At 57.8% G+C, this 26,173-nt stretch carries 20 protein-coding genes and 3 pseudogenes; 13 read left to right on the top strand and 10 right to left on the bottom strand.

Going from position 1 to position 26,173, the window contains the following annotated elements:
- Positions 1–231: 231 nt before the first annotated feature.
- The 3 genes and pseudogenes from MTX21_RS32885 to MTX21_RS32875 form a co-directional block, all read right to left on the bottom strand.
- Positions 232–813 (bottom strand): 50S ribosomal protein L11 methyltransferase, encoded by a 582-nt coding sequence (locus tag MTX21_RS32885; RefSeq protein ID WP_280970872.1) that lies wholly within the window; start codon positions 811–813, stop codon positions 232–234.
- A 1,345-nt stretch (positions 814–2,158) separates the two neighbouring features.
- A complete protein-coding gene (locus MTX21_RS32880; RefSeq protein ID WP_280968708.1) occupies positions 2,159–2,920 on the bottom strand; it encodes a Ulp1 family isopeptidase in 762 nt (253 codons plus the stop codon).
- Positions 2,921–3,763: 843 nt separating this feature from the next.
- Positions 3,764–3,859 (bottom strand): annotated as a pseudogene (locus MTX21_RS32875) (DNA-binding protein); the annotation flags it as partial.
- A gap of 344 nt (positions 3,860–4,203) precedes the next feature.
- On the opposite strand from MTX21_RS32875, the gene MTX21_RS32870 reads away from it, so the two are divergent.
- The 3 genes and pseudogenes from MTX21_RS32870 (at position 4,204) to MTX21_RS32860 (ending at position 5,687) form a co-directional block, all read left to right on the top strand.
- Positions 4,204–5,067: a hypothetical protein gene (locus tag MTX21_RS32870; RefSeq protein ID WP_280968707.1), complete on the top strand. Its 864-nt coding sequence runs from the start codon at positions 4,204–4,206 to the stop codon at positions 5,065–5,067.
- Positions 4,985–5,347: pseudogene (locus tag MTX21_RS32865) on the top strand (NEL-type E3 ubiquitin ligase domain-containing protein); the annotation flags it as partial. The gene MTX21_RS32870 and the pseudogene MTX21_RS32865, both read left to right, overlap by 83 nt.
- Positions 5,348–5,351: 4 nt before the next feature.
- Positions 5,352–5,687 carry an NEL-type E3 ubiquitin ligase domain-containing protein gene (locus MTX21_RS32860; RefSeq protein WP_280970871.1) on the top strand — a complete coding sequence of 112 codons (336 nt, stop codon included), beginning with the start codon at positions 5,352–5,354 and terminating at the stop codon, positions 5,685–5,687.
- Between the two features lie 755 nt (positions 5,688–6,442).
- On the opposite strand, the gene MTX21_RS32855 is transcribed toward MTX21_RS32860, so the two are convergent.
- Positions 6,443–6,826 (bottom strand): HU family DNA-binding protein, encoded by a 384-nt coding sequence (locus tag MTX21_RS32855; protein ID WP_280971325.1) that lies wholly within the window; start codon positions 6,824–6,826, stop codon positions 6,443–6,445.
- 526 nt (positions 6,827–7,352) lie between these two features.
- On the opposite strand from MTX21_RS32855, the pseudogene MTX21_RS32850 reads away from it, so the two are divergent.
- Positions 7,353–8,133, top strand: a pseudogene (locus MTX21_RS32850) (isocitrate lyase/phosphoenolpyruvate mutase family protein).
- Positions 8,134–8,474: 341 nt separating this feature from the next.
- On the opposite strand, the gene MTX21_RS32845 reads toward MTX21_RS32850, so the two are convergent.
- From MTX21_RS32845 to MTX21_RS32835, 3 genes are all read right to left on the bottom strand, one after another.
- Positions 8,475–8,606: a hypothetical protein gene (locus tag MTX21_RS32845; RefSeq protein WP_280968706.1), complete on the bottom strand. Its 132-nt coding sequence runs from the start codon at positions 8,604–8,606 to the stop codon at positions 8,475–8,477.
- Positions 8,607–8,892: 286 nt separating this feature from the next.
- On the bottom strand, positions 8,893–9,600 hold the full coding sequence (locus MTX21_RS32840; RefSeq protein ID WP_280968705.1) for a 2OG-Fe(II) oxygenase family protein: 708 nt from the start codon (positions 9,598–9,600) through the stop codon (positions 8,893–8,895).
- Between the two features lie 68 nt (positions 9,601–9,668).
- Positions 9,669–9,938, bottom strand: coding sequence for a hypothetical protein (locus tag MTX21_RS32835; protein WP_280968704.1), 270 nt, complete (start codon positions 9,936–9,938; stop codon positions 9,669–9,671).
- A 593-nt stretch (positions 9,939–10,531) separates the two neighbouring features.
- On the opposite strand from MTX21_RS32835, the gene MTX21_RS32830 reads away from it, so the two are divergent.
- From MTX21_RS32830 to MTX21_RS32815, 4 genes are all read left to right on the top strand, one after another.
- The gene (locus tag MTX21_RS32830; protein WP_280968703.1) at positions 10,532–11,440 is read left to right on the top strand and encodes an rRNA adenine N-6-methyltransferase family protein; all 909 of its coding nucleotides are present in this window, start codon (positions 10,532–10,534) and stop codon (positions 11,438–11,440) included.
- A 524-nt stretch (positions 11,441–11,964) separates the two neighbouring features.
- Complete coding sequence (locus MTX21_RS32825) at positions 11,965–12,402, top strand: hypothetical protein (protein WP_280968702.1); 438 nt, start codon at positions 11,965–11,967, stop codon at positions 12,400–12,402.
- A gap of 190 nt (positions 12,403–12,592) precedes the next feature.
- Positions 12,593–13,501: a hypothetical protein gene (locus MTX21_RS32820; RefSeq protein WP_280968701.1), complete on the top strand. Its 909-nt coding sequence runs from the start codon at positions 12,593–12,595 to the stop codon at positions 13,499–13,501.
- A 302-nt stretch (positions 13,502–13,803) separates the two neighbouring features.
- Positions 13,804–16,176, top strand: a complete 2,373-nt coding sequence (locus tag MTX21_RS32815) for a hypothetical protein (RefSeq protein ID WP_280968700.1) — start codon at positions 13,804–13,806, stop codon at positions 16,174–16,176.
- A gap of 585 nt (positions 16,177–16,761) precedes the next feature.
- Here MTX21_RS32815 and MTX21_RS32810 read toward each other — a convergent pair.
- Complete coding sequence (locus MTX21_RS32810) at positions 16,762–17,202, bottom strand: VirK family protein (RefSeq protein WP_280968699.1); 441 nt, start codon at positions 17,200–17,202, stop codon at positions 16,762–16,764.
- Between the two features lie 592 nt (positions 17,203–17,794).
- On the opposite strand from MTX21_RS32810, the gene MTX21_RS32805 reads away from it, so the two are divergent.
- The 5 genes from MTX21_RS32805 to MTX21_RS32785 all read left to right on the top strand — a co-directional run bounded on the left by MTX21_RS32805 (position 17,795) and on the right by MTX21_RS32785 (position 23,595).
- Positions 17,795–18,760 carry a hypothetical protein gene (locus tag MTX21_RS32805; RefSeq protein WP_280968698.1) on the top strand — a complete coding sequence of 322 codons (966 nt, stop codon included), beginning with the start codon at positions 17,795–17,797 and terminating at the stop codon, positions 18,758–18,760.
- A gap of 1,707 nt (positions 18,761–20,467) precedes the next feature.
- Positions 20,468–20,746, top strand: a complete 279-nt coding sequence (locus MTX21_RS32800) for a hypothetical protein (protein ID WP_280968697.1) — start codon at positions 20,468–20,470, stop codon at positions 20,744–20,746.
- A 39-nt stretch (positions 20,747–20,785) separates the two neighbouring features.
- Positions 20,786–21,475 carry a response regulator transcription factor gene (locus MTX21_RS32795; RefSeq protein ID WP_280968696.1) on the top strand — a complete coding sequence of 230 codons (690 nt, stop codon included), beginning with the start codon at positions 20,786–20,788 and terminating at the stop codon, positions 21,473–21,475.
- Positions 21,476–21,539: 64 nt separating this feature from the next.
- On the top strand, positions 21,540–22,952 hold the full coding sequence (locus tag MTX21_RS32790; protein WP_280970869.1) for a type II and III secretion system protein family protein: 1,413 nt from the start codon (positions 21,540–21,542) through the stop codon (positions 22,950–22,952).
- 10 nt (positions 22,953–22,962) lie between these two features.
- Complete coding sequence (locus MTX21_RS32785; RefSeq protein WP_280968695.1) at positions 22,963–23,595, top strand: CpaD family pilus assembly lipoprotein; 633 nt, start codon at positions 22,963–22,965, stop codon at positions 23,593–23,595.
- A 195-nt stretch (positions 23,596–23,790) separates the two neighbouring features.
- Here the strand turns inward: MTX21_RS32785 and MTX21_RS32780 are convergent, their stop codons facing one another.
- Together MTX21_RS32780 and sctT are read right to left on the bottom strand one after the other, a co-directional pair.
- A complete protein-coding gene (locus tag MTX21_RS32780; protein ID WP_280968694.1) occupies positions 23,791–24,828 on the bottom strand; it encodes an EscU/YscU/HrcU family type III secretion system export apparatus switch protein in 1,038 nt (345 codons plus the stop codon).
- The gene (gene sctT / locus MTX21_RS32775) at positions 24,825–25,640 is read right to left on the bottom strand and encodes a type III secretion system export apparatus subunit SctT (protein WP_280968693.1); all 816 of its coding nucleotides are present in this window, start codon (positions 25,638–25,640) and stop codon (positions 24,825–24,827) included. Before sctT ends, MTX21_RS32780 begins: the two co-directional genes overlap by 4 nt.
- Between the last annotated feature and the right edge of the window lie 533 nt (positions 25,641–26,173).

Genomic DNA, 26,173 nt, shown 5'->3' with positions numbered 1-26,173 from the left:
TTTGAGACAATCAAGCGATCATACATATGTTTGGCAAGAACACTCCGATTTGGCGAGCCGGCGGCTGTCGCGTCCAACCCTGTCGCGGATGCTCGCCTATGCCCCGTCGGCAGATCGCACAACGGGCACCCGAGCAGTCGGCCCATTCCTTCAATTCACCCGAGCTTGAGGCGATAGCAAGGGGTTTGACCAGAAGTCGGGGTTGGGAGGGCTTCGCCGCCCGAAGAGCCTTCACCGAGCCGTGAGTTCCCAGATGATACGGATATGTCCTCCTTCGATCGATGGCCGGAAGACATGCATGTTTCTAACACGCAGCTTACTCTCATCGATCAAGTTCACGACGCGCCCAACATCTCCCTGATCGGAAAAGACGACATACATCAGGCCATTGGCAGTGAGCCAGTTATGAGCTCTCCCCAGAGCTGAGGCCATGGTGCTGTGATCTTCGTCAAAGCAGGAGCGCTCCAGGTCGTCGTTTGCCTTTCGGTTCCAGTACGGGGCGGCAAACAGAATAAGGTCGAACCTTTCTTGAGGCTGCAGCGCAGAATAAACGTCACTGAGGCGCACTTCTGCCTGATCGGCATAACCTAACCGCTCGATGTTCGTCTTTGTGGTAAGAACGGCTTGTGGATTAATGTCGAGAGCCACCAGGCGTTCTGCCCCAGCGCGGAGTGCCGCCAGGCCCAGCACGCCTGATCCGCATCCCAGATCCAATACTGTCGCTCCAGATTGGATGTGCCACTTCGATACCAAGGCATCGGGAGCGTGACTTAGGCGTGGCGATAGAACACCAGGCAAAATGTGCAAGAGCATACCGCATACCTCTACATCATGCGGGTGTTCGCACGACCGGAGATCAGCGATCATTGCGTCTACATCGGTCGTTTGGCGTCGCGCCGATATGGCTTTGGGGACTGTCATTTTAACTTTCCAATTCACTCGCGAGCGCGCTGCCTCATCGCCGTCCCATCCGATCAACGGATCGCCTGTTGAGCGAGTACGGTAGATGTCGCACGCTCGGTGCTCTGTACGGGGTCCGTTTTAAGGAAGTTGCGAGCAAGTTTGTCCCATCGTGTCTGAATGCGCTTCGCGCCGTCACTGACTCGTCGCCTCCAAAGCAACGGCCGTGCCATCAGCATTTAGAGCGCGCTCGGCTTCTGATGTTCCCTAGAGAACGGCTGCCGGCAGGCGCTCGGATGTTCTGTCGCCCCAGCGAGCGTGTCGGCGCCAGTGTCGCAAACCCAACACCTTTAACCGGGTTGGTGTATGAATTGACTTCGTGTCGCTATTCTCACGGCGGGATTGACCAGTCGTCAGAAGTTGCGACCTCTATCGAAAACTGACGTGCCGACGAAAGCTCGTCGGGAAACGCACAAGACTTCGTGCAATTCACGATTTTGATGCCGCCCCAAATACCTATCTACTAGCTGATCTAAGGAAGCGATATTTTACCTACGCTGGCCTGCAACGATCAAAAACTCGTCGATCATACCGGTCGCCCCAGTCATAGCGCCGATCGCCGCAACTGAGATCTGAAAAGACGATCATTAATGGAGCGGCATACTCCTCTTGCAACTCAACTCCTCAACCGTCCCCCTTTTTTCACAAATCTTTCTTTGCGCCTCGACTCACGCTGCAACGCCTTAGAGCAGGCACTTTCAGGACCTCGTTCATTTTTACCTGACCGGCGGTCACGTCGGGTTTTGGAAAGCTAACATGAGTAGCGAGGAGCCAGAGAGCTATGCTGGCGGACGAGATCATGGACCGATTGAACACTATCAACCAGGCCGATCATGATTCGGCCGCATCCAATCGGTTTAAAGGAGGCTAAAGTCCGCGGCCGGAAGCTGGGCGCGATTCTTCCATCCTACCACCTGCGGCACCCACGCTGGGTCCACATCAGAACGATGTTCTTGATGGGTTTGCAGGCACGTGTCGATCCACCGCTCAGACAGACCGGCCGCGCGGAGAGGTTCGCTTTTAAGTCGGTCGCTCGGTGTCGAAGCGTCCGATGGGCGGTCGATCACAGACCGACTACCACGATCCGATGCAGGGCGGGGTCGTGTGCAAGCCGCCCAGTCGTTCACGCGCCTGGTACCCGGCCAAGGTTCTGGTGCCGGCAAGAGGCGCGCCAGCCAGCTCCATCAGCCCAAACGCATCAGCGAGTTGGGCGTCGCGAATGCACACGACCGCTCAGTCGATCCTGGAGTGCCCGCCGATCGGCGACGAGGTTGTCGAGGTGAAGCGGCTCGTCATCAGGCCGCTCTCCTTGCGCCAATCGCCTCGCCAGCGCCCGTGTGCCGTCCACGACAAAGACGCCGCAATCATGACTGTTCCGCTGCTGGGTCATGCGGGCGGTCTCGAGGCGAGCGCCCAGCCTGACTGCGAGCTGTCTTGCCCCGTCGGTGTGAGAACGTTTTCGCAAGGAGTCGTAGTGATAGGCAACGATCGCTTTCGGTTCGCGGCGATCAATGAGCAGCAGCGACCAATGCGTGCCGTCGCTGCTACTGGCACCGCCAGTGTTCATAGGCACGAACAGGAAGTTGGCGGTATCGTTACCATGTCCACCATTGTTGATCTCCTGCAAGGTCTCCTGCCGGGCTTTCGCGTCGTCGGTCAAGCGCAGCAGATGAGCCTGCACCGGCTGCACAAACCGGGTGCGGGCGGCTAGATCCGGATTGTTCCTCCGCAACTCCCGCTCCAGGAGTGTGTAATCCGCCGTGATATGCTCGTCACCCAGCCACTGCGTGCGGTGGAGCGCCAGCGGAGGCTGCACTGGGATGCCGGATCCGGAGGCCTGTTCATCGGGCTCATCCAGACGGCCGGACGAGTTTTCGCGACCGCTCCCTCGGAACGCTTTGCATAGCCCGGACTTAAAACACCACCACAGTCCACAGCCTTTGCCATCCTTCACCGGCATCGCGGACGTCGTAGCCTTGGTCGATGATGATTCTTCGCCATGTCCCGGGACGCTATCGATGCCCGCCGCTACTGGCTGGTGAGATTCAAGCCCATGCCCCGGGACGAGCGTTACGCTAAGCCCACTCGGATTGTTTGGGGTCGGCTCTCTTGTTTCTTGCCCCAACTTAGGTGTGTAAGGCCGACCATGTATGTAAAAATGTGTTCGCGAATGGAGCGATGTCGCCGGTAGAAGTCCTTTTCTGCTCAGTGAACCGACCAAGGCATCGGGGGCTGATTGGCAACCATGTTCCCATCCCAAGCTGACGATATGTGTGAAGTCTCTCGTGCATGGGAAGTTCTCCGCGGGCACGCTGGCCTGCATATCAACGGCGAGGGCGGGCAACTTGGGTAGCGAATCCAAATGGGTCCAAGCTGCGCTGGATTCAGGAGGCGCTGGTCGCTCAAGGTGACCGCACGTCGGTGATGGCTCGGCCCTAGCAGTCCGCGATGGCAACATTGACGGCGTCCTCCCAAGTGTCCCATCCTGATTGGTCGGAAAATTGAAGTCATTATAGTCTCTGCGGTAAATAACCTCGAACATCTGACGCTGCACCGGCAGATCGGAGACCACACCATGCCGAGCACTATCCGCGTCATTGACCTCGATCAAATGGCGGGCATCGGGCTTGGCAAGTCGTTCGAATTCATTTCCACAAAAGGGACCATGACTACTCGCCCATCTCGCACAACTTCCCTCTGCTCATGAGGTATGAGCGTGGCAGCGCGAATGCCGCGACTTCCGCCGCTCAGGCGCGAAGCATCAGTTCAGCGGCGGATTGCGCGGGTGTACCCGCCCGACTTGTCACTTGATGAAGATCTCCGCCACATACGAATGCCGGATCGGTTCGCCGACTCGTCGGGCAAGAGAATTCTGCTCGGACACATAGGCGACGTCCTCCCAATGTCCAAGCGACTCCGGCACTTGCTCGAGAGGGTCGGCGACCGCTTGGCAAAAAACTGACAGGTCGGCCTAGTGCGAGTCGCAGTCTTGATCCGCTTGGTTTACATTCGTCAGTGACCTTCATGATGACAACGGCGGTTTCCAGGAGCATCACTTCGGAGGCGCCTACCTAAATTGACGACTGAAAAGACGGCATTGATGGTCCGAGGAGAGTGCCAGCCGAGTGTTGGTAATACGTCTCACTTTTCCGAACGAGATCGACGGCAAGACTGCCTATGCGGTCTCACCGGGTTGGTGATCAGGTTCGTCGAGTTAAACTGGGGCGCGGGAGGCCGCCGACGATGAACCGTGAGACTCCGGCTGATGGCGAAGCGCCGCAGGACCAGGCTCTTGCGGCCTGGGCTGCCGAAGAGGTGCTGAGCCGACGCGAAAATCGGCTAGACGCGGCAAGAAGAATAAGAGCTTGGGAGATGGCCGCAACCACTGTGCAGCTAAACCTTGCATCGCTGTCCCTGACGGTCTTGCCACCCGGCTTCCCGGCGTTGCTCCAGCGCCTAGACGTCTCCGACAATCAGCTGACCTATCTGCCGGAATCTCTTCCGACTAGTCTTCAGGAACTCTACGCCAGGTCGAATCGGCTGACTAGCCTGCCCGTTCTCCCGCCCGGGCTCCGGCGCATGGATGTTGCCGACAATCGGCTGACCAGCCTGTCCGGCCTCCCCCCTGGACTCCAACGCCTGGATGTTCCCGACAATCGGCTGACCAGCCTGTCCGGCCTTCCCTCTGGACTCCAACGCCTGGATGTTCCCGCCAATCAGCTGACCAGCCTGCCCGACACTCTCCCGCCCAGGCTCCAGATTCTGCATGTGAACGAGAACCAGCTGACCCACCTGCCCGCCGCACTTCCGGACAATCTCTGGCGGCTCGACGTTTCCCGTAATCGACTGACTCACTTGCCCGACTCCCTCCCTGCCAGCCTCAGAACGCTCCACGCTGGTTGGAACCGACTGACGAGCTTACCCGAGACCCTGCTGACGCAGCTGAGACATGCTTCCATAGTTAGTTTAGCCTGGAAGCGAATCCTGTCGGAGCGGGTGCGGACGAACCTTGCGACAGCCCTGCATGCCGAGGGCTATGAAGGGCCTCGAGTCTCCTTCTCGATGGGAGGGAGGAACGGCGCAAGGGCCGGGACGGCCTCTGGCTGAGGCGGTCGCGGACTGGCTCATGGGCGAGCCGGAGACGCTGGCCCTCTGGCAGAGCTTCGGCGAAGAGCACGGTGCTCAGGACTACGCACGCTTTCTCGACAAGTTGCAGGAGACCGTGAACTACGGCGATGAGGCGTTCCAGCAGGCGGTGCGCGATGACCTGCGGCAGGCGGCAAGAAGGCACCGATTGCGCGAACAGTACTTCCAGTTGGCTTTCGACGCGAGCGCAACCTGCGAGGATCGCATCACGTTGACCTGGAACGGCATGCAGACCGCGCGCCTAAATGCTCAGGTCGAGGACGGGGACTTTGACGGGAATCTCAAAGGCATCTTGGAGAGAGGGCCGTATCCTGTTCCGCTTGGATGTGCTGGAGCGCATCGCTCGCGAGAAGCTCCGCTCACTGCGTTTCGTCGACGAGATCGAGGTCTATTTGGCCTATCAAGTGAAGCTGCGCGATGCACCGGAGCTGCAGCCCGTGGCCTCAAAGATGCGCTTCGAGCGCGTTTCCTTCGTTACGGAGGCCGACATCGCCCTTGCCAGACATCGGTTCGGGAGCAGGAGGCGGCAGGCTTTGCCGACTACCTGGCCACACGCTGGCAAACTTGGCAGGCGGTGTTGAAGCGTTTCGCTCGCAAAGACCATGCAGCCATGCAGGCGCGCCTTGGCGAGGCGATGGGAGAGGAGTTTTCGGCACGCCTGAATCAACGTCTCGCGGAATTTGGTTTGACGGGCAATGCCGATGCCAAGCTGCAGCTCGGCTGCCCAGGTCAAAGACGAAATCGCTCGGGAGATCATGCGACCGGTTACGGACCACTTTCTTGCGCAGCGTGGCCTCACGCTGTAAGCACAGACCTTCGGTGGGCATGGGCTCTCAATGCCTGGTTCCACGGGACCGTCGCGCCGGACCGAAGAGCGTTCGCCGATCACGTTGCAGCGTATCCCGCGGCGGTGAAGTAGTGGCTGCATTCGGTCGATGTTTGCGTCGGATTTTCACACAGCAAATCAATTGTGTCTAGCTTTTCCCAGAGCAGCGGCGAGGCACGCAGCCGTGATCAGGGAATCCTCATCATAACATGGATTGTTCGAAGTCCGTTGAGCTGATGACCCGCAACATGCAGAACTCGTTTGCCCTGCGTCGGAATCCAGTGCGAAGCGCATACTTTGAAGCGCATACTTTAATGGCTGTGAGCGGATCCCGGTGATTTCGCCTAGGCATTCCCGATTTCAAGTCGTCCAGGATTCCGATTTGATCCATTCCGACTTGATCTCACCCGGAGGAGAGAGACGTTATTCTGGCGAACCTTCCCTGGCACCATTTGCAGGGCCTGGTCAATCCCGAACCAAATCGTCTTGAGGCTCGTCAGCTTGCCCCTCTTAGACAACCTCAGACGGTGAGCTGCCCGTCACCGAGCACTCGTGGCGGTTCAGCCGCTCGTGGACTGCCCTGCTGGCCTTGAAGATCGGAAAACGCTTTTGCTCAATTTGCATGTACTCGCCCGTTTTTGGATTACGGCCTGTGCGAGCCTGCCGATGCTTGATCGAAAATACTCCGAAGCGCCGCAATTCAACCCGGTCGCCGCGCGCGAGCCCCTCGGCGATCTCATCGAGGATTGCGCTCACAATATTGTCGACGATGCCCTGATAGAGATGCGGACGCATGCCGGCGATACGTTGAACGAGTGTGGACCTGATCATCGTTGCCGCTTTCGCAAATTGGGAAGTGGCGCTTACTCGAAAGCGTTGGCCACTGTCAAGCATGACCGATGTCATGCCTGGACCGGTGAAGGAATGTCATCGCGAGATGAAGAGCCAACGCCGCTAGCGGCTTCGCAAGGGGAACGTGACGCGGTCTCGAACTACCTAACACGATGCTCCTGCAATCACCGGTTGCCTCGCTCTGTATGGACCGAACTCGATCCGCGCGATGAACCGCCTCCACGTGCGTTATCTCAATCGTCATTACCGACAATCGCACGTCCTTCGGTCATCCTAGCTTAACCACTGTTGCTGCACATCTGCAGCGAAACGCAACAATTGCGAGGCCCGGTCAACTACCAATTCTCGCAATTGATCTAGATGACATAAATATGTCACCTTCCATAGATGATCGTTGCTCGATCAACCGCACGCAGGCATCAGCATGCAGAACCAATCGCAAGCTGCTCTCGCCAAAGGGCCTAATGAGGCGATTGATTTCTCACCTTCGCAAATGCTGCGGGCCGACGTCTGCTCCAGCAGCGCACTCTCCTTCCTCATGTAAGCGCATGACGGACTCTCGGCCGCTCTGGCTGAGGGCGCAGGTTTCAAAGCTCTCTGGGCATCGGGCCTGTCGATTGCCTGCTCTCTGGGCTACCGAGATGCCAACGAAGCGTCTTGGAGCCAGCTTGTCGACGCAGTCGAGCGGATCGTAGACTCAACGCAGCTGCCTGTGCTCGTTGACGGCGATGGCAGCTTCGGCAATTTCAACAATGCCCGTCTGCTCGCACGCAAACTCCGCCAACGTGGCGGTGCCGGCGTCGCGCTGGAGGACAGCGGTTTTCCGAAGACAAACTCGTTTGTTGGTGATCGGCATCCCCTCGCCGATGTCAACGAATTTTCAGGCCGTCTGCGCGCAGTGAAGGATACAGCTGCGGAAGACCTCGTTCTTGTTGCCCGGATCGAAGCACTGATTCGCGGCTATGGATGGACGAGGCAATTTTGCGCGCTCACGCTTATGCCGACGCCGGAGCTGATGCGATCCTCATTCACTCGCGAAAGAGCGCCGCGACGAGATTTTTGAATTTGCACGCGCCTGGCAGAACAGACTGCCGGTGGTGATCGTTCCAACGAAGTACTATCGAACACCAGTCTCTGCTTACCCCAAAGCTCGCATCTCGACGGTGATCTGGGCTAACCATGCCCTGCACGCTGCAATAAGGGCAACGCGGCAGGTCTATCATCGTATCCTCACTGAGGAGAACACAACTAGCATTGAACCGAGTATTGCGACACTCGACGAGGTGTTCGAACTCTTCAGGTACAATGAACTCGCCAGTACGGAAGCACGCTATCTTCGGCCCTCCTGACCGAGGGCGATAAGGTCTCATTTACGTTGCAACACACTCATTCTCGAAGGACCACCGCGATGCAACCGGACGCCTTTCTCTCACACTCAACCCCACTCATCAGCGCCCTCACCGGCGTCCGCGCCCGTTGGCGGCCGATGCTCTTGACGTAAACAGGCTTGAACCATCCCGTTCTCACTACCTGCGCGATCCCACAGGCGTCGTTCCGATCGGTCTTCACCGGCATGGCTGAAAGTGCCGCCTTAACCTGGCGGGCTTCCAAACTGACGGCCGGCAGTCCCAGTTCGATTAGATTTGCGGTCAGCCATTCTGATGTCGGTCCTGCCTCGAGGCCTACCCGTTCAACTTGACCTGCCCATGGTTCGAGGTACTGCACAATCGATGGCGCGTCCGCCCTCGTCGTTCTTTCCGATCTCGTCCACCGCACATATCGCAACCGAATTCAGCGAAACATCCGGGCCGACGTAGATCATGACTTTTCCTCCTTGATGGAATGGGTCCAGATCGTCAGTCAAAACGTGCCGCGCGGCAAATAGGTCAGGCGATCGGGACCGAATACCCATCTCTTCCGTGAACCTTGCTCGCTTCATCTGTCCATCCTTCTTCAGGCCGGACTCTAACTCCATCTGGAGATACGCAGTGGCAGGTCACAGCTATGTTCGTATGCAGGTGTCGATGCGCTTCAAGGGACTTGCCTTGAACCACGAGACGTTCCTTCGTCTCTATCGCGAAGTCCGTCCGCGTCGGATGAATACAGCCTCATTCATGTAGCCATCCGGTAAGGGCGAGTCGGGCGCCGTGCGCATAGGGAGGCACATATAGTACGGAATGTGGCCGCGGCACCGCGAACAACAAGAGGGTATTGTAAGTCGGTGGAACACATATGGGTGGATCATGATCGCTCCAGAAGCAAGTCTGTCCACCCCAGTCATTGCTCCATCGAGTTGTGAGGTTGAGAGAGTAGGCGACCTTTCGAACTCCCGGTGTTCCAGGTGGTTGCTTATCGGTATGAGTTGTTAGAAAATGTCCGGCTTCGAAGCGCGAAGCAAACCCGTCGATATGGATAAACTCGCGATGCCCGGTCGCATCCGCAACGATTCGTCGGAATTTCGCGCTAGTTAGGTATTCAGCAATTGTGCGAAGAACACCGGTGGCGCAATCGTCCCGCAGTCGTTCCACGAGCGGATAGCTCTTGAACAGATACTGGAATGATCCATTGGAACTGTACGGCTGGCGCCCGTCAGGACGAGGGCGCTCCCAATCCTTGCGGTCGAGACAGACCGGCGTTCCATCCGGGGCGATAGATACAACCGACCATGCGTCGAACAATTGGAGAGCTTCCGACACAGCCGCGGCTGCGTCAGGCGGCAGAAAATCCATTATCCTCGCGAAACCGGATGCTTGGAATGCCGCTCGAATTTCAGCTCGACGCTCTATCGTCAGATCGCAATCAGAAAGGCGCAGCACTGAGCTACTCCTCAGCTGCTACCGCCGCAAAATTGTGGCGGTAGCAGGCGGCAATGAGACATGGATACTTACGACGCATTGCTCTTCAGCGAAACGACCTTACCAAGCTTGCGATCCTCTGTCTTGTCGATCCATTCCGATACGAGAGAGCGAAGTTGGGGCCTTGAATTTCCGACATAGTCCTTCAGCGCCTTCCAATTATTCTCTGCGAGGAACTGCCGGATTCTGCCTGTCTCCTCGGAAGAAAGGGGAATGTCCATGTGGAGTTCCAAAACCGTTTCTTCTGCTGGTGTGGCGTAGTCGGTTTTGAGGATCAGGTTTGGTACTGATGAGCCCATTTGCTAGCTCCTATCTTTTCTGCGGGCCTCGTTTTGGCCATTTCGGCCATGATGAATTGTAGATGGTCTGAGCCTCGCGAGAACCTCCAAGAATGGGTAGAGCCCCATCAGTTGGGAAGGGACGGCCCAATGAAGTCAAGTCAGTTTCACGGGCCAGCAGATCATCGGGATTCTATGGGAACAGGAGGCGGTCAGACCCAAGCAGCTTAAGGCGTTGGAGGACGAGAAGACCAAGCTGAAGAAGCGCGTGACCGGGGCGATGCTCTACAACGCCATGCTCGAGGATGTTGAACGGGAATAGTGGTGGTGCCCAACGCAAGGCGAGAGGCCGTCACACTCCTGCGGACCACCTTCGATGTGAGCGAAGGCGGGCGTGCAAAGTCCGAAATCAGAGCGCTATCGCGGCGGGCGAGTTGATGAGGCAGTCGTACATACTCTCGCGCGAACTGGCGGGCGGTCCGACTACCATCGTCTTTTCTGAGATCGAACTAAGATGTGACAAGCACCAACGAGGTCACCTCAAGAACTCAAAATCATTTGATTTCGATTAACTACGAGATCTTACCCTACATTTATGATCTAAGGTCAGGTGCATGTTTGCATCCGCCACGTTTGGCGACACTAAGGGTAGAGGAATGAATATCCGCGAAGTAAGACAACTGTATGCCCGGCAGGTACTGGCGCTGGCCGGAGCAGATAGCGACAAGAGATTAGAAAAGGCATTTGCGACTGTTCCGCGAGAACACTTTCTTGGGGGCCGTCGGTGGCACGCGGTGACTCCATGGGCGCCTCATTTGCGTTTGCATGCGAACGACCCCTCACTCCTCTACCAAGATGTTGTCATCTCCCTTGATCCAAAGCGTGGCGTCAACAACGGTAGTCCGTCGCTGCACGCGTGGATGATGCACAAAGTCGGACCGCTAACGGGGGCAACCGTTGTCCACGCAGGTGCGGGAGCGGGCTATTTCAGCGCCATTCTTGCCGAACTTGTCGGCAAAAAGGGGCGAGTGTTGGCTATCGAATACGACAAGTCATTGGCAAAATTCGCAAAGGAGAACCTGAGACCTTGGAGGAACGTTGAGGTTTTGAATGCCGATGGCAAGAACTGCGCACTTCCATTGGCCGATCTCATTTACGTCAATTTTGCTGTAATCCGACCAGCCGTCACCTGGGTCGACAATCTGAAAGAGGGCGGACGCCTTTTATTTCCTCTTGGAACTCCCGAACGGGAAGCGCGGTTTGTAGGGCGACATGCGATGCATGCGGTTGCATTGCTCGTCAGACGTCGGAGAAAAGAGTTTGAAGCGCAGGCATTACGCGAAGTGTCATTTGTTTTCGCTGAGGGCAGCGATACTGCTGTCGAATCGTCCGAGGAAAGACGGTTGAGGAGGGCTCTTGCCTCCAGGGGATGGCAAAACGTTTCGACGCTCTATTGGAAGCAACGGGCAAAGGGACGATGTTGGTATGCTGCCAAGGATTGGGCGCTAGGCGTCAAGACCTGAAACCCGCGGGAGGATCTGAACACCCCTCCCCGATTTTGGCACCGCGGACGCTTTGCGCCCCCGGGCCAATTAGATGTTTGCAATTGATTGATTATCTGAAGTCAGATGGCACCTGGAAACGGTCCATGTACAGGTGCTCGACGAACTAGGATTCGTTGTGGGGCCAGCGCGTAATCGGCTCGGCATCGTTTGTCTTGTACTCTCGCCTTAAACGCGAAGGTCCGAGACATGATCGCAGAGGGAGGCACGAACCTCGGTTTAAGGCCATGGCCTTGAAGAGTTGACCGCGATAGATCCAGCTCAGGATATCGGCTGCAGACTGCCGGTTTTCTCGCAGAAACTGCTTGCGATGCACTGTGTAGAATCGTCCACCAGTACTGGATTATTCGTGAGCGTCACGGGAAGCTCACCGTGCCGGGCCTTGACTCGCGCGGAATGCTCTGGATAGCGCTGTCGGGATGATTGACGCCGCAGGCACGCGGTGATGGGGTGATCCCGGTTCGGAGCGGGCAACTGGGATCAGAATGACCAGCGAGTCGCAGCTGCGCGAGAAGCTTCGGAAGATCGAGGCGTTGTTCGCGGGTACCGGAACTGCTGGTGAGCGCCTTGCGGCGGAAGCTGCGCTACAGCGGGTGCGTGCCCGGGTCGAGGAGCTCGCTCGCCACGATCCGCCGATCGAACAGCAATTCTCACTTTCCGACCAATGGTCGCGGCACCTGTTCTTGGCGCTTTGCCGCCGCTGCGGGCTGCGGCCGTTTCGTTATCACCACCAGCGACGCAACACGGTGATGATCCGTGCGTCAGGAGGCTTCGTCGGCAAAGTGCTGCTGCCGGAGTTCACCGAGGAGAGGGCGCTGCAAGATCGCCCTCGGAATTTACTTGAAGCAATGAGCCTGGTCAGCTGTTCGACAGCTAGGCCCTCTAGCATAGCAACATCTCTATCCGGACAGCGGCCCACTTGATGGCTCAAGTTCTGGAAGAGAAGGACCTGGATCCTGGGTCAGCCCCATCCGTACGCCCTCAACATACCGACCCGTTCGAGAACCATATCCGCTGCAATTTTATCGAGATTTGCGCCCGCCTCGGTTTCTGATCCTTATCGGACCAACTTTGTTCGAACGACATTGACAAGGCCACCAATGGGAGAAGGGAATGGACCCATTTGACAACGTCAACCCGTCCGCCGCTCGCATGAGTTACGTCGAGCCGCAACAGGAAGAGACCGCGCAAGCAGACTTTGAGCTGCGGCTTGGAGAGCATCGGCCAGTCCTCCCAGCACCAGCTTCAGCCGGGGCTGGATCGACCCGAACTGCAACGGATGGCAATAGGAGAGCGGACCTTATCCCGAAGAACGAACGGTGCACAGCCGCATCCTTTGTAAAAGCGCGCGCTCAGCTCGCCGCAACGCTGACCTGCGCGAACATTGCGGAACTCAGAAGAGAAATCGAACTCGCTGCGCAGACATCAACACCATGGTCAGGAGCGACTGGACCGTCGGCTGGCGGCGTGGATAGTAGCCGCGTTTACGACGACGTGGTGGCATCCTCATACTTGGAGCTGCAGCGCTTTCAAAACCACGCCAGCCATTGCAAGCCGCGCGGGTTGGCCAATCAAAGTGCGATGGCCCATTTGCGTTCCATGGCGGCTTCGCGTTTCGACGCCGCCCCCTGGAATATCTGGGGAGGCCAACGACTTGATCTGGGTCGCGCAGCGGCAGAACACATGAGGGGCGACACCAGTTCTTCGCCCTTTGTGTCACTGTCCGAGGAGGCCTCACGACTGCTCCTCTCGCCGGACGACGACAACGAGTATGGCGCCAAAGTGATCGCGGAAAATGCCAATGAGTTGCACACGTACACGGTGCCGAGGATCACCGCTTGGACGGCCGAGGAGATCGTCAGTATTCTTGAGGACGGGACTGAGGATGATGAACCCGACCTGGCCTGGGTGAGCGATACCCCAACTGAGGAGCGCGAGGTACTGTTTCTGGGCGGGAATCTGGATGACTATCGGACCGCTAGCGCATCGAATCCATACAGAAAGTCAGGGAAAGAAGATTGAGGGTGGAGGCTTAGCAAGGTAATTTGGCTGTTTCCGATGCTCGGAAAATCGAAAGCAGCCTTCGCTCCGCCTATAATGCTCCGGCCGAGCTGGCCATCGGGGGAGCTGGCCGCGTACTGCACCTGGAAAACCAGAATTTCAGCCGAAGCCTGTACCGTCTTTACGTTCGCCGCACTCGTCGTCGGGTTCGAAAAGGCACTTGCCGACCAATATTCATTCTAACTTTCCGCCCGGCCAGGTCAGGTTTTGGAAAGCTAACGTGAGTAGCGAAAGAACGAGGAAGGAAGCCAGCGGACTGCAGCATGGATCGATACAACGCGATCAACCCAGCGTATAAAGATTCCGCTGCATCAGATACCACGGTTGAACAGCCCAAAGAACCGCAAGCGGTATTCGAGCAACACTTGCGAGAGGTGCGGCAGCTCGGCCCGGTATATTCCCATAGTGGGCTTTATGACATCACCGAAGAAGACGATCGCCTCATCCGAGCAGCGTCTGGTGCTGCCCTTGACCGAGGCCCACCGCCAAAGGCGATTACCATTGAAATCTATGACCGTCGGCTTCGCAAATTGGCAGATCTGCTGAAGCAGTCTGGTCACTCGATTGCTGAGCTCGATGACGACACATTGCTCGAGCGCTCCAAGAAGCTACTGCCAGAAGACAAGGTCATCTTCTCTGCATTGTCAATGGTGAGTAGGTACCGGGAGCCAAGCGATACCGCTCCGCCCCCCACAACACATTATCGTCCGTCCAAGGAAGACGCCAACCTCATCAGAGAGGCGACCGAGGCGGGCTTTGGTCGAGCAATGGACGCAAAAACCGCCGGAAATTACGCTAGCAGTCTTCGCAAGCTAGCGACAGCACTGCGCCCCTTGTCGATTGCTAAGCTCAGCCACAAAGCGTTGCTTGGCCATGCCGATGCTTTGTTTCCGAAGGACAAGAAACTCATCTATGCGTTGAACAGGCTGAATGACTACCGCCGACTCGCGGGGCGGGACAACTCGCCGACTTACGGGAGCGCCTCGCGCCAGTCAATGCAGCCGGCCGCCGATTTGCCCGTCCAGCTTCTCGAACGTGATGAGCCTTTAGGAAACGCGGACGGCTCATTGCCGACGGGCGGTTTCAATGCTCAGCAGTTTTGGGAGGCAATGGGTTTAACCGCTCGTTCTCCGGCGCAGCTTGTCGCCCAGGATATGCTTTTCGACGCTGTGCACCAAAACGATGTGCCTCCACCTGCCAGCTTCGATGCGCCGGTACTTTGGCAGGGAATGCGTGCCGCCGCCCCCTCGCCCCTGCAGAGCTTTGCTCAGGAAGCGCTTTTCGATGCCGCGGATCGCGAGGGCCTGGCAGCGGCGTCCTTCGATGAACTCTTGCTTTGGCCAACCACGAGTTCGGTCACCCGCTCGCAGGTGCAAAGTGTCGCCCAGGAAGAGCTTTTAGATGCCGCCGATCGCGAGGGCCTGCCGCCAGTCAATGTACCGGTGCTTTGGCCGAGCATGAGTTCGGCCGCCTACTCGCCCGTGCAAGATGTCGCCCGAGAACAGCTTCTAGGTGCTGGCGATCGCGAGGGCTTGCCGACGACATCCCACGATGCACCGGTGCGTTGGCCAACCGCCGGCTCAGTCACCCATTCGCACGTGCAAAGTGTCGCCCAGCAAGAGCTTTTCGATGCTGCGGATCGAGGCCGGTTTGCGCCTGCTTTCGGTCTGGAGGCATCCAAGTTATGGACGGCAATGGAGGCGACAACCCATAGCGCCGGCGGAGCGGATCCTTTCGATGCCGTGATTTGGCAGCCCAGCTCACGGCCGCAGGGTCTCGCCTCTGAAAAAGACTTTGGACGGATGATGAATCAAGATGCGGAGACCGCCGGCGAGAACTTCGACGCCTCTTTGGCCGTTACCGAAGATTTTTCCCATGGCACCCAGCCCGCGCCGGACATGATGCGTTCCAAGCTCAGCCGCTGGGGTCAGATGCCGGATGCAGCAAAGTGGGTAAAGACTTACGACATTCACGGTGAACGCTATACGGGCGTGTTAGGACCGCGTGGGCGTAGCGATCTTCAGCTCATCCATCTGCGCTCTCCGGCTGTTGGCGATACATTTGACGTTTCATTCGCAGTGCCCAACGATTTTTCCCATCGCACCCAGCTGGCTCCCGACATGATGCTTTCCGAGCTGGGCAAGTGGGACTTCTTGCCTAATGCGGAATGTCCGTTCATCAACTATGAGATTGGCGGCGAACGATATACGGCCGTGCTGGGGCCGAGAGGATCCAATGACGTTCAACTCATCCATCACCCAAGGTTCGCTTCGAGGAGTGACGCTGCGCTCGTGACGCCGACGGCTCCCCCGCATACCTACGGCCTCGCATCTGGGTTTGATCGGCCCTCCTGGTTCGAATTGCAGGCCCCAAACCTCCAACTGCCGCCCGCCGCGCCCGTCTCGGGCCATCACCCGCTCCCGCAAGTGCCTGAACTCGGAGAGTTGTTCGGCCACGACTGGAGGCACGGCCCGCAAGAAGCTTCGCCTCTCGTGATTGACATGCTCCAAAACCTGGGCCTTCTGCCGAGCCAGGGCGTCCCCATGACCTGCTTTTTGATCCACGGCGAGCCCTACACGGCTGAAAGTCTACCCGGTGGCCGCGTTCTTCTCTTCCATCGGCCGCAATTTGGCTGAACGATATGCTGTCAGCACCTCGGGCAGCCGCTCAAGCTCCCGAATCCACGTCGGATCGCTTATTTTCGTCAGAACCGCGTCGGCGGTGAGCAAACCCCTAGCGGCCATTCACAGCATGATCTTAGGCGGGATGGTTCAATCACCTTGCCGGCTGCATTCGGCAGCACGGAAGTTTCAAGTGAAAGACCCCCAAAAGACGCGGGATGAAAGATACGAGCTCATCCGAAATCACCACTTGATCGTTTGGAAATACACTCCCCAAAAGGACCGCGGACGGCGTGGGGACGTACCTTGCCCAGCTCATCTGGAGCGTTCAACTGAGAAGCCTTGGCTCGAACCCATATGATGACAGCCCGAACCGTCGATCCTCCAATCGCTGAGATCGAATGGAGATCGACGGCCCTCATGACTTACCTTGGTCGAACAGTAGCAAGTTGGCGCAACCCGATCCTTCCCAGACGAAAAGGGCGGCCAGAAAACCTCTGAGCTTCCCTGAGATCGAAAGGATCCGTGTCATACTGCGAAGGTCTCTACACGATTAAAGGATCAACTCTTCGGAGCGCCCCCTCTTCTCTGTGCTCTTCGTTACCAGATGAACTTTGCGCCATCCGGCAGTTCGCAGATGAATTCGCCCTGGTTCACGAGTTCGGTGGTTCCGACCACAAGCTTCGAGGCTCGCACCGTCAGCTTGCCTTCGCGGCTGAGGCTATGGCGGATGTACTCGGTCACGGCATGTCCAGAGCTGTCGACCGTTTGGTGAGCATTGGCGAAGCTGATTCCGTTCTGGACCGTCACCCTGAATGCATTGATAACCAGACCGGCTTGCGTCGCCGATGCAGGCTTGCCACCCTCCGCGGGGTTACAGCGGCTCATGTCCAGTATGAGCTTCACATTCTTTCCCGCCTGCAGGGCATTGAGCACCTCGGTGTATTTCGGCGAGGGCTCATCGGCTCTCGCCAGCGCGCTAACGCTCGCGACCGAAAGCAAGGACAACAGGATCGTCAGTCCTTTGCCGGTAATCTTCATATGCTCTTCTCCCTCGATAAGTACCACAGCTTACGTTTTTCAAGATGTCGTGCTCGCAAGTTGTTTGGCTTTCTTTCAGCAAACGCGCTCACGCCTGTACAAAAGCAGCCTGCCGCAATCAGGCGCAAGTGGTTGTGACGGCTATTCCGACATCACAACCTCGTAGGTCAGGTTTTCTGGGGGGCTTCGGCTCGCGGGCGTCGACTAGAACGATTCGTTTGATGGTCGGCCGTTTGGAACACAAAACGACGAGCGGTCGCGCTGGTCCACAGCAGGCCTAACGAGCGAGAAGATGCAGCCGTCACATCTGCACACGATCTACGAAAGAATCACTCGATCAGGCGCATCCGCTCGCTTGTCCTTCTTAGTCTCAAGGACTGTCTGCTCGAGGCGAGGCGTCCGCAATGAGGTGGTGGAGCGAACGCTTCGCGGCGGTCGACGCCCCCCGATCTCAACCTAATCGAATCAGCAGTGCCAGAAGCCACAAGGCAGCGCTTAAGCTAAATGGCCTCTTTCCGGTCCGTCAGCTTCTCGAAAGCTGCACCTGCAACAATCCATGCCGACAGCCGGCACTTCGAAGGGAGAGAGAGGGATGAATGTTGATCAGCGGAATGCCCCAGACGATTCCTTTGAGGTTCAGCAGCCGCACCACGTCGGTAGACAGCAGGACGAGCTTAGCGCCCAAAACAGCGCACCGACAAGTTCAGAAGCTCAAGCAAACTTTGAGCAGCAGCTGAATGACTTGGCTCGAGACGACTTGGATGCGCTTTACCCAACCTCGGAGTCAGTCTCCTTAGCAGCAGGTTCCGCGAGCACCGCGCCCTCATCTGCGCCAAACGAGGCGGCCTCGGGACCCAGTCGCTATCTAGCCGCATCATTCGTCAGTGCGCGCGCTCAACTTGCCGCAACACTGACAGGTGCAACTCTTGAAGCACTTCGGAACGAGATCGAACTTGCCGAGCAGCAAGCAGCACGTTGGTCATCGGCGACCGAAGGTGCCATTGATCGAGATCGCGTATTCGACGACGTAGCGGGGTCGTCATATGTCACACTGCGGCGCTTTCAAAATCAGGACACTGATTGCAAGCCTCACACGGAAGAGAACACGAGTGCAATATCTCATGTCCGCAACACGGCTCGGGATCATTCTTCCGTTGGAGATCCTCTGGAGCGGTATCCGATGGACCGGGCCCGCCAAGCTGGTTGGCATATGCGGGGGAAGACAACAGCCTCACCCTTCGTATCGTTAGTCGAAGATCCGTCAAAGCTCGTCGTCTCTCGCGATCCGTGGGCGCGAGCGATTGCCAACAATGCGGAAATGCTACACACCTATACTGTGCCGAAGACCGCTGTCTGGACGCCCGACGACGTGCTGAGTAGCATTGGGCTTGGAATGAACGTCGAGGATCAGGACAACATCGATAGGGATGTCGATCTGATGTGCTCGCTGGGCAGAACGCCGACCCGGGAAACCGAGCGCCTGTTCCTTGGAGGCAATTTGGAAAGCTACCGCACCAGTAGCGAAGCAAATCCCTACAAGCGCGAGAGTAATGACTAGACGGTCGATCGCGCCATTTGGCAGGTTTGTTGGCGATCAAGCATCAAAATGACCTCCGACGAAGAACTGAAAAGCGGCGCATCAGCTCCGCCTCATGCACAACAGATGAATCGTAATCGGGGGCGACCGACGGGCCGTTCAAGGCGCTGATCGAGCCGTACCGCGGTAGACGCCTACGAATGAAGGTCGGGAGGACACCGACCTTGTCCCCTCTTCCCTTTTCGCTCGTTGGGACATCGCGGCATCTTGGATGCATGTGATATTCGGCGGCAGGAATTGTTTAGCCGCCCTCAGGGGGCTGGCAGGCGGATTTGGTGAGGTAAGCTGCTGAAAGCGCAGCATCCCTCGCGTTAGCTCACTCCTTCTGAAATGATAGCGCCGTCAACCAACAGTGTTTCGGCTCTGATCGCATCATTCATTCACTCACCCGTAGCAAGCAGCGCTATTAACCTACAGCCGATCCGCAACCTGGATGCGTTCCATCAAAACAATCGATTTTGCCGAACATACCCAAAGGCCTCATAGTCGATCGCAATGTATGGAGACCGCATTCAAGATGACGTCTGGCAATCGATTCTCTCCTCAGCCCCTTGCCGAACAACTTGGCTCGCGCGATCGGCAGTCTGCATCTCGGACGTTAGGTCCTGCGCGTCACATCGACGTCCTGTCCCCGCCACGGTTTTCCCACTAAATTGCCGAGTATGAGGCGGATCGGATTGGCCGACCTTGGCGTCATAGCCGAACGACTGCCTCTTCGCGCGCTTCAAGGCGTTCTGGCGCTACGCTTGATTGGACGGACAAATGCTGACGACCTTGGACGGAGCGAGATTGACCCTCGCACAGCCCGACGGCATGGCCGCACTGTGTCGTCATTGCCTCACAAGGATTCCGATGTTGATGGCACCGATACAAAGAGTCCTTAAAGACACTTGAATCTGACCCAGCGTCAGATTGTAGGATTTCCGACAGTCTCGCGACAGACTCCACTCGCGTGAACTCTTCGTGACAGGTAGCAACAATTGCGAACGTTTCAGAACCTCAATGCTCGGCCGATGCGCCTTGTGACACTACTCGACTGCTCCGATTCAGAGCTTGCATCGTTAATCGGCTCTGTGAGCGCAGGACGAAGCGTGTTCTTCGCAGCCAGACCAGCATCCAGCGCACAAGAACAACGCGAGCGATCGCGCTACCGATCACAGGCTGAGTCCAAGCTCGAGACTAGATCGTTCTCGCGCTGTTCAGGCCGTCTGACGAAATGGAGTCGGCGTCACCAGCCCAGACAATGCGCGACAGCAATGCCAGGCTCGATTTGTCCTTCCTTGGCAGCCCTCGCTCGGCTGGCGCGGAGAAGATCTCGGAAGCGACCGAGCTTGAGGACGGTTGACGCCTTGTTTGGCCATCACCGGCTAGCGAGACAATGTCTAACCGCCGATGGGCGTGTTGATCGTTGCGTCGTATCTCGGCCTTTTACAGCCCATTGTCCGACGCATAGCGCGTGAACTATCTTCAACGCGGAAAACTTGTATCGTGGTGACTTGACGACACTACAGGCTCAACGGCCTTGCAGGACTGACCGCGGATCAAGACGATTTGGGAGTTCCAATGTCGGTTTCGCAAGTCCGTTCGGTGGCAAATACAACCGCTCTCGCCTGCGTTTTCCTTTTGCTCCGCCGATGTGGCGCGACTGCCGCTGCAGGCGTTCGCGCAATGCATGCGGCCACCGCTATGCTCGGCCCGCAGACGAATCAGCACATCGCCAGGGCCCTCAGCCTCGTGAGAGATTGCAGATCTCTTGCCGGCGTAAGGGAGATTTTGAGCCGCGCCGCGGGCTCGAACCATCCGCCGCAGGCCGCCGCCTATTCGCTGACGATGGACGTGCAGACATTGGCTGCCTGCCAACAAGCTCTTGCGTATCGCGCATGGCTTTTCGAATTCACGCCAAAGGGGCATCCTCTGGGTTCCGCCGAACCTTCTGGTCAAGCGTGACACGCTCAAGTCCTGCCGAGGATGGACGAGAGGCGATGAATGCGAATTCTCCTGGTTGATCATCATGCGGACTTTGGCCGCGTCGTAAAGGAGGCGCTGCTGAATTGCGGGTTCGCCGTCGACGTGACGCGGACGCTGGATGAGGCGTCGGCCGCGTTGGATTGCGCGAACTACCACATGATACTGCTCGAATCCGTCTTGCCCGATGGAGATGGTTTGGACTGGTTGAAGCAGTTGCGGCGCGAAGGACGATCAATGCCGGCAATGATGATGAGCAGTCTCAATGATCTCAGCCGGCGAATCGCGACCTTCAATGCTGGCGCGGATGATTTCTTACCCAAGCCTGTGTCGATCGACGAACTCATTGCTCGCATGCGGGCCATCTTGCGACGGTCAACGCAAATGACCGCGCCGGTCGTCACATTCGGGAATCTGCATTTCGATCCGATCGCGAGACAAGTCTCTGTCGGTGGTCGAATACTGAGAATTGCGCGCCGCGAAGTGTGCATTCTTGAACATTTGCTCAACCGCGCGGGCCGTACCGTGCCCCGCACAGCGCTCGAAGAAAGCTTGTATGCATTTGACGACGAGGTCTCGACCAATGCGCTGGAAGTCGGGATTTACCGCTTACGAGCTCATTTGAACCAGGCGGGAGCAACGCTCAGGATCAAGACCGCGCGCGGTGTCGGCTACACCCTTGAACTCATCGGCGCAGCATCGGCTGCCTAGCGAACTTGAAAGCAGCACTTCCTTGAACTTCGTTAACAATGACGCCGGCGCTGATGGGCCGTCGATGGTCGCCAGCGGCTCGCATTATGCCGCTTTTCCCCGCCTCTGCTACGCCCTGTGCGCAGTCGCTCTGCTACTTCCGCTTGCTGCCGCAGCTCAGGCAAAGCGAGATGGCAAAGGAGAACCGCCACGTGCGGCGCCTGGCAGCACCACCGGCACGCTCAACCTTACCTCCTCACAGGGCAAGACAGTTCATCTGACCGGACCGGCTGCGAGCATTTTTATCGCCGACCCGGCCATTGCGGATTATCAGGCGCCGTCGAACACCACGATTTTCGTGTTTGGCAAAAAATCGGGACGGACTAGCCTGTTCGCCCTAAACGACAACGGAGAGGCTCTCGCCGAGCTGCGTGTTGTCGTCACCCAACCGATCGAGGATCTGCGGGCCGCGCTGAAGGCCGAGGTCGGCGACTATCCGATTCAGGTCAGCTATACCCCGCGCGGCGCGATCCTTAGCGGTACGGCGCCTAATGCCGAGGTCGTCGAGACCGCCAGGAAGGTCACTGAGCAGTTTCTTGGGGCTGGCGCGCTGGTTGTCAACAAGATCCAGGTCGCCGGCTCATTACAGGTGAATCTCAGCGTACGGGTGGCAGAGGTCTCCCGCACCGCCGTCAAGGATCTCAACATCAACTTCACCGCCTCGAGCCCAAACGGCGCTTTCCTTGTCACCGGCAAAGGGGGAGGGTCCGGCGCAGCCGGCGGCGGCGGCACGATCGGGATTGGGTTTAGCGCCGGCAACACCAACTTGAGCGCTGTTCTGGACGCTCTCGCAAGCGAGCACCTCGCCTCAATCCTGGCTGAGCCGAATCTGACGGCGATGTCCGGCGAAGCCGCAAGCTTCCTCGCCGGCGGCGAATTCCCCATTCCGGTGATGCAGGACAACCGGCAGGTTTCGGTCCAATTTCGTCAGTTCGGCGTGAGCCTCGAGTTCGTTCCGACGGTTCTCAACAATAATCAGATCAATGTCCGTGTGAAGCCCGAAGTCAGCGAACTGTCGAGCGAAGGCGAAGTCAAAATCAATGGCATGGCGGTCCCTGCCCTCTCGACTCGGCGGGCGAGCACCGTGGTCGAGCTCGCCAGCGGTCAGAGCTTTGCAATCGGCGGCCTCATCAGGCGCAACTTCAACACTGATATCGGCGAGTTTCCCTGGCTCGGCGATGTGCCGATCCTGGGCGCACTTTTTCGCTCCTCATCGTTTCAAAAACGTGAAACCGAGCTGGTCATTATTGTCACGCCCTACATCGTGCGGCCCGGACCGAATCCGAACCGGATGAGTGCGCCGAGCGACCGCATCTCACCGCCCTCAGACGCGGGGCGGATTTTGACGAACACGGTGGCCCGGCCGCCGCGAGAGCGCGATGCGCCTCGCGCCAGCGCACCAGGATTGACCGGCAGCGCCGGCTTTATTATCGAATGAGGATCGCCAAATGACTTTGCGACATCTGTGCTACCCGATCGTTATTGGAGCAACATTGGGGGGCTGCGCAAATACTGCCTCGATCCAGCCCGCGCCGGCCGACCAAGAGATCCAGGTCGAGCAGAAGAGTAGCGTGCTGTTCCTGCAGAGCCTTCGTGGCCCCGAACGGCATCGGCTGCGAAGCTTTATTGCAGCGACCAGTCGCGGCCGGCGGGACGCCCTCCATGTGGGTGTCATCGGCCCACCCAGACTCATTGCACAGGTGGCCCACGAGGCTCGCGCCATGGGCGTTGCCACCTACAACATCCGCCTGTCCGCTTCTCGTGTGGATTTGCCGGCTCGTTCCGGGGTGAGGATCGAAGCGATCACTTTCGAAGCTCATCCTCCGGTCTGCCCCTCGCTCTCCATCGTCGGTCCTACGGTGAACGACAATTCGTTCAATCCAACCCTTGGCTGCTCAGTCCGGAATAACCTCGCGGTCATGATCAATGATCCTGGCGACTTGTTAGGCAATCACGCTGTCATGCCGACCAGTGGTGATCGTGCAGTGCTTCCCATCACCGCACGTGGGGCAACGACGGTGGGCAATAGGAGCAATTTGGAGGATGAAACCCATAACAGGGTTGCGCCAGAAACCCAATAAGCGGCTCGTAAGACCCGAGCAGCATGAACGTCGGTTGGCATTCTGGTCCATATCAGTTTTGGAATCGGCCGACGAGCCTCCTGGAATCCAATCTTTGCTCGGTCCTTTTCTTGGGATCGTGCAGCTTGCAGATCAGGTTCTGGGACAGTTGGGTCGTTGACCACAGATTTGAGCGCATCGCTGTTTTGCGCGACGCTAAACGAGGCCGGCGGCAAAGACTGCCTTTGCAACCCTCTCGAAACACTCCATCGGAACGGCCTTGCCCATCGCACCTTTTCGGATCAACTGATGCGCCAACACATGATCCTCGACAATGCTCAGACGTTGGGCGCGGGCCTCCGCCAGTAACTGTGAAGCCGTTTCGCCCTCACCGCGGCACACCAATACCGGGACGCCGGTCTCGCCCCGAACGTAGCGCAGCCCAATCAACGTCGCTCGCCCCGTCAGTATCACTGTCGCCCGATGGACGCCAAGCGGAGACTCGTTCGCCGACTCCCGGCGGAGCCTGCGGTGTTCACCCCTGATCTGCGGATTACCATCCTGTTCCTTGGACTCGCGCTTGGCTTCGCTCTGCGTCATGCGCATGTCGCGCAAGAACAACCAACGCTGAATGAGCAGATCAGCCAAGCCGCCAATCAGAAGAGCGCCGGCAGCGATCGCGATCAGCACTTTGAGCTCTTTAAAGACAAAACCAAAGCAGCTCAAATCGCAAACGGGCAAGTATACCAGTGCCCTCCAACTTGCGAGCACAGTGAAAACGAACGTAGCGCCAAGAACCAAAACTTTGACGATAGACTTTCCAAGCTCGACAACCGACCGCTGGGAGACAATCCGCTTCAGCCCTTTGACGGGATCCAATTTCTCAAAGCTGGGTTTAAGCGGCTCAACCGAAATCGTCAGCCCGCCGCCGGCCAAGACACCGGCCAGAATCGCCGCAACCACCGCCGCACCTAGGATGGGGGCCGCGGCTGCTATAGAAAGGTCCATCAATCCGAGCAACGCCTGCCGGACCGCACTGTTGAAGGGCTGTTCCTGCAGCTTGTCGATGAGCCGCACGGCTTCGCGCCATCCGTCTTCGATCGGGCCGGCCCTGAAGCACAGGCAGCCGAAACCAGCGCAAAGGCTTGCGGCGGTCACAAAGTCGGCGCTGCGCGGGCTCTGCCCTTTCTTACGCGCGTCCCTCAGCTTCTTGTGACTTGGTGGAAGGTTTTTCTCTTCGCCCGTGTCGTTCATTTCAAGAACTTCTCGAGCCACTCCAGCACGCCGTTGAACCGAATGATCTCTGCTCCCATATATTCGATCAGGAAAACGGCGTAGCTGACCATGATGATGCCAAAGGCGGCATTCTTGATGGTCGGAGAGAGATCGTTCAGCTTGATTTGCGGCGCAAAGCGCCCGAGCAGCATGAGGGATACGTCAATCAGAAGCAGCAGAGCCAGCACGGGCCCGGCGACCACGAGGGTCGTATGCATGATATGGTCGAGGAGCCCGATAAACTCCATGGCCCCTTGCTGGGTCAGGGGCGGTAGCAGCCGATACACGGGCCAGATCAGATAGCTTCCATAGAGGCATTTGACCATGGTCTGCAGACCTCCTGATACAACGAAGATCGTAACCGCGGCAGTCCCGAGAAAGAGCCCCATCGGGGCGGTTTGACTGCGTGTCGCAGGATCGTCCACCTGGCTGGAGATGCCGCGCTGGGTATCAATGATGTCACCAACGGCCTGGATGCTCCAAAGCGGTATACTAAGCAGAAAACCGAACAGCAGGCCGATAAATATCTCCTTCAAACCGAGGAGCGAGACCGCAATCATACGGGTGCCCGGATCTAGTGTCTGCAAGCCGTTCCTGATCTGCATCAAGCAAGGCAATCCAATCACAACCGTCGCGCTTGCGCGGATAATCCCGCTAATGTGCGGTCGCGTGAATACCGGAAGAACCAGCATAATGCCGAGGGCCCGGGCCGCGCCAAGTCCGGCCGCAACGATGAACTCGACAGCAGTCTGAACCAGAGTTTGCGTCTCGGTGGGTGACAAGACATCCATTTGCGCTCAGCTCGTCGTTCGCTTCAGCCAATGCAACCGTCGCACTCGCGTCGACATGATGTGAGACGTCAAGAACTCTGCAGATCAGCGACCCTCGTGTCCCAGCGGTTGCAGAGCGACACGCATCCCACAAGCTAGATGACTTCGGCTTCAACCATCCATATAGCTAGAGCCATCCGGCGCAGAGGTATAACCATTCGATGAGAGCACCGGCCAAATCGCGCCGCTGCGCGGCCTACAAGCCAAGCTTTTTCGGCTCTCACCGGCCGCAGCGCGGTTTGGTGATCTGAGGGCCTCGAAGCTTCCATCAATTTCTCAGTCTATGGAGATCGGTCTCGAGCGGCACCTTCATTCGCAGGCTCATTCACCAGAACGCCAGAATCGTGGGGCCGCTTGCAATCAAAGCGGTTCGCCCGTTCACTTGCGTCGACAACTCGCCAGGCTGTGCATCGAGGACCGGGTCTCAGCAGGTAATTCCATCACATCGTAAGAAAAACCTGAATCGAACGGATAGAAATTCCAAATGGGGTCAT

Origin of the sequence: Bradyrhizobium sp. ISRA430 (assembly GCF_029909975.1) — a bacterium.
Taxonomy (GTDB): Bacteria; Pseudomonadota; Alphaproteobacteria; order Rhizobiales; family Xanthobacteraceae; genus Bradyrhizobium.
The sequence above is the reverse complement of the archived record's forward strand: the minus strand, read 5'-3'. Positions and strand labels throughout refer to the sequence as shown.

Excerpts from the sequence above, each read along its gene's own strand:
- MTX21_RS32885 (WP_280970872.1), bottom strand. The coding sequence starts at position 813 with ATGCTCTTGCACATTTTGCCTGGTGTTCTATCGCCACGCCTAAGTCAC.
- MTX21_RS32880 (WP_280968708.1), bottom strand. The coding sequence starts at position 2,920 with ATGCCGGTGAAGGATGGCAAAGGCTGTGGACTGTGGTGGTGTTTTAAG.
- MTX21_RS32870 (WP_280968707.1), top strand. The coding sequence starts at position 4,204 with ATGAACCGTGAGACTCCGGCTGATGGCGAAGCGCCGCAGGACCAGGCT.
- MTX21_RS32860 (WP_280970871.1), top strand. The coding sequence starts at position 5,352 with ATGCTCAGGTCGAGGACGGGGACTTTGACGGGAATCTCAAAGGCATCT.
- MTX21_RS32855 (WP_280971325.1), bottom strand. The coding sequence starts at position 6,826 with ATGCTTGACAGTGGCCAACGCTTTCGAGTAAGCGCCACTTCCCAATTT.
- MTX21_RS32845 (WP_280968706.1), bottom strand. The coding sequence starts at position 8,606 with ATGATCTACGTCGGCCCGGATGTTTCGCTGAATTCGGTTGCGATATGT.
- MTX21_RS32835 (WP_280968704.1), bottom strand. The coding sequence starts at position 9,938 with ATGGGCTCATCAGTACCAAACCTGATCCTCAAAACCGACTACGCCACA.
- MTX21_RS32830 (WP_280968703.1), top strand. The coding sequence starts at position 10,532 with ATGTTTGCATCCGCCACGTTTGGCGACACTAAGGGTAGAGGAATGAAT.
- MTX21_RS32825 (WP_280968702.1), top strand. The coding sequence starts at position 11,965 with ATGACCAGCGAGTCGCAGCTGCGCGAGAAGCTTCGGAAGATCGAGGCG.
- MTX21_RS32820 (WP_280968701.1), top strand. The coding sequence starts at position 12,593 with ATGGACCCATTTGACAACGTCAACCCGTCCGCCGCTCGCATGAGTTAC.
- MTX21_RS32815 (WP_280968700.1), top strand. The coding sequence starts at position 13,804 with ATGGATCGATACAACGCGATCAACCCAGCGTATAAAGATTCCGCTGCA.
- MTX21_RS32810 (WP_280968699.1), bottom strand. The coding sequence starts at position 17,202 with ATGAAGATTACCGGCAAAGGACTGACGATCCTGTTGTCCTTGCTTTCG.
- MTX21_RS32805 (WP_280968698.1), top strand. The coding sequence starts at position 17,795 with ATGAATGTTGATCAGCGGAATGCCCCAGACGATTCCTTTGAGGTTCAG.
- MTX21_RS32800 (WP_280968697.1), top strand. The coding sequence starts at position 20,468 with ATGCATGCGGCCACCGCTATGCTCGGCCCGCAGACGAATCAGCACATC.
- MTX21_RS32795 (WP_280968696.1), top strand. The coding sequence starts at position 20,786 with ATGCGAATTCTCCTGGTTGATCATCATGCGGACTTTGGCCGCGTCGTA.
- MTX21_RS32790 (WP_280970869.1), top strand. The coding sequence starts at position 21,540 with ATGGTCGCCAGCGGCTCGCATTATGCCGCTTTTCCCCGCCTCTGCTAC.
- MTX21_RS32785 (WP_280968695.1), top strand. The coding sequence starts at position 22,963 with ATGACTTTGCGACATCTGTGCTACCCGATCGTTATTGGAGCAACATTG.
- MTX21_RS32780 (WP_280968694.1), bottom strand. The coding sequence starts at position 24,828 with ATGAACGACACGGGCGAAGAGAAAAACCTTCCACCAAGTCACAAGAAG.
- sctT (WP_280968693.1), bottom strand. The coding sequence starts at position 25,640 with ATGGATGTCTTGTCACCCACCGAGACGCAAACTCTGGTTCAGACTGCT.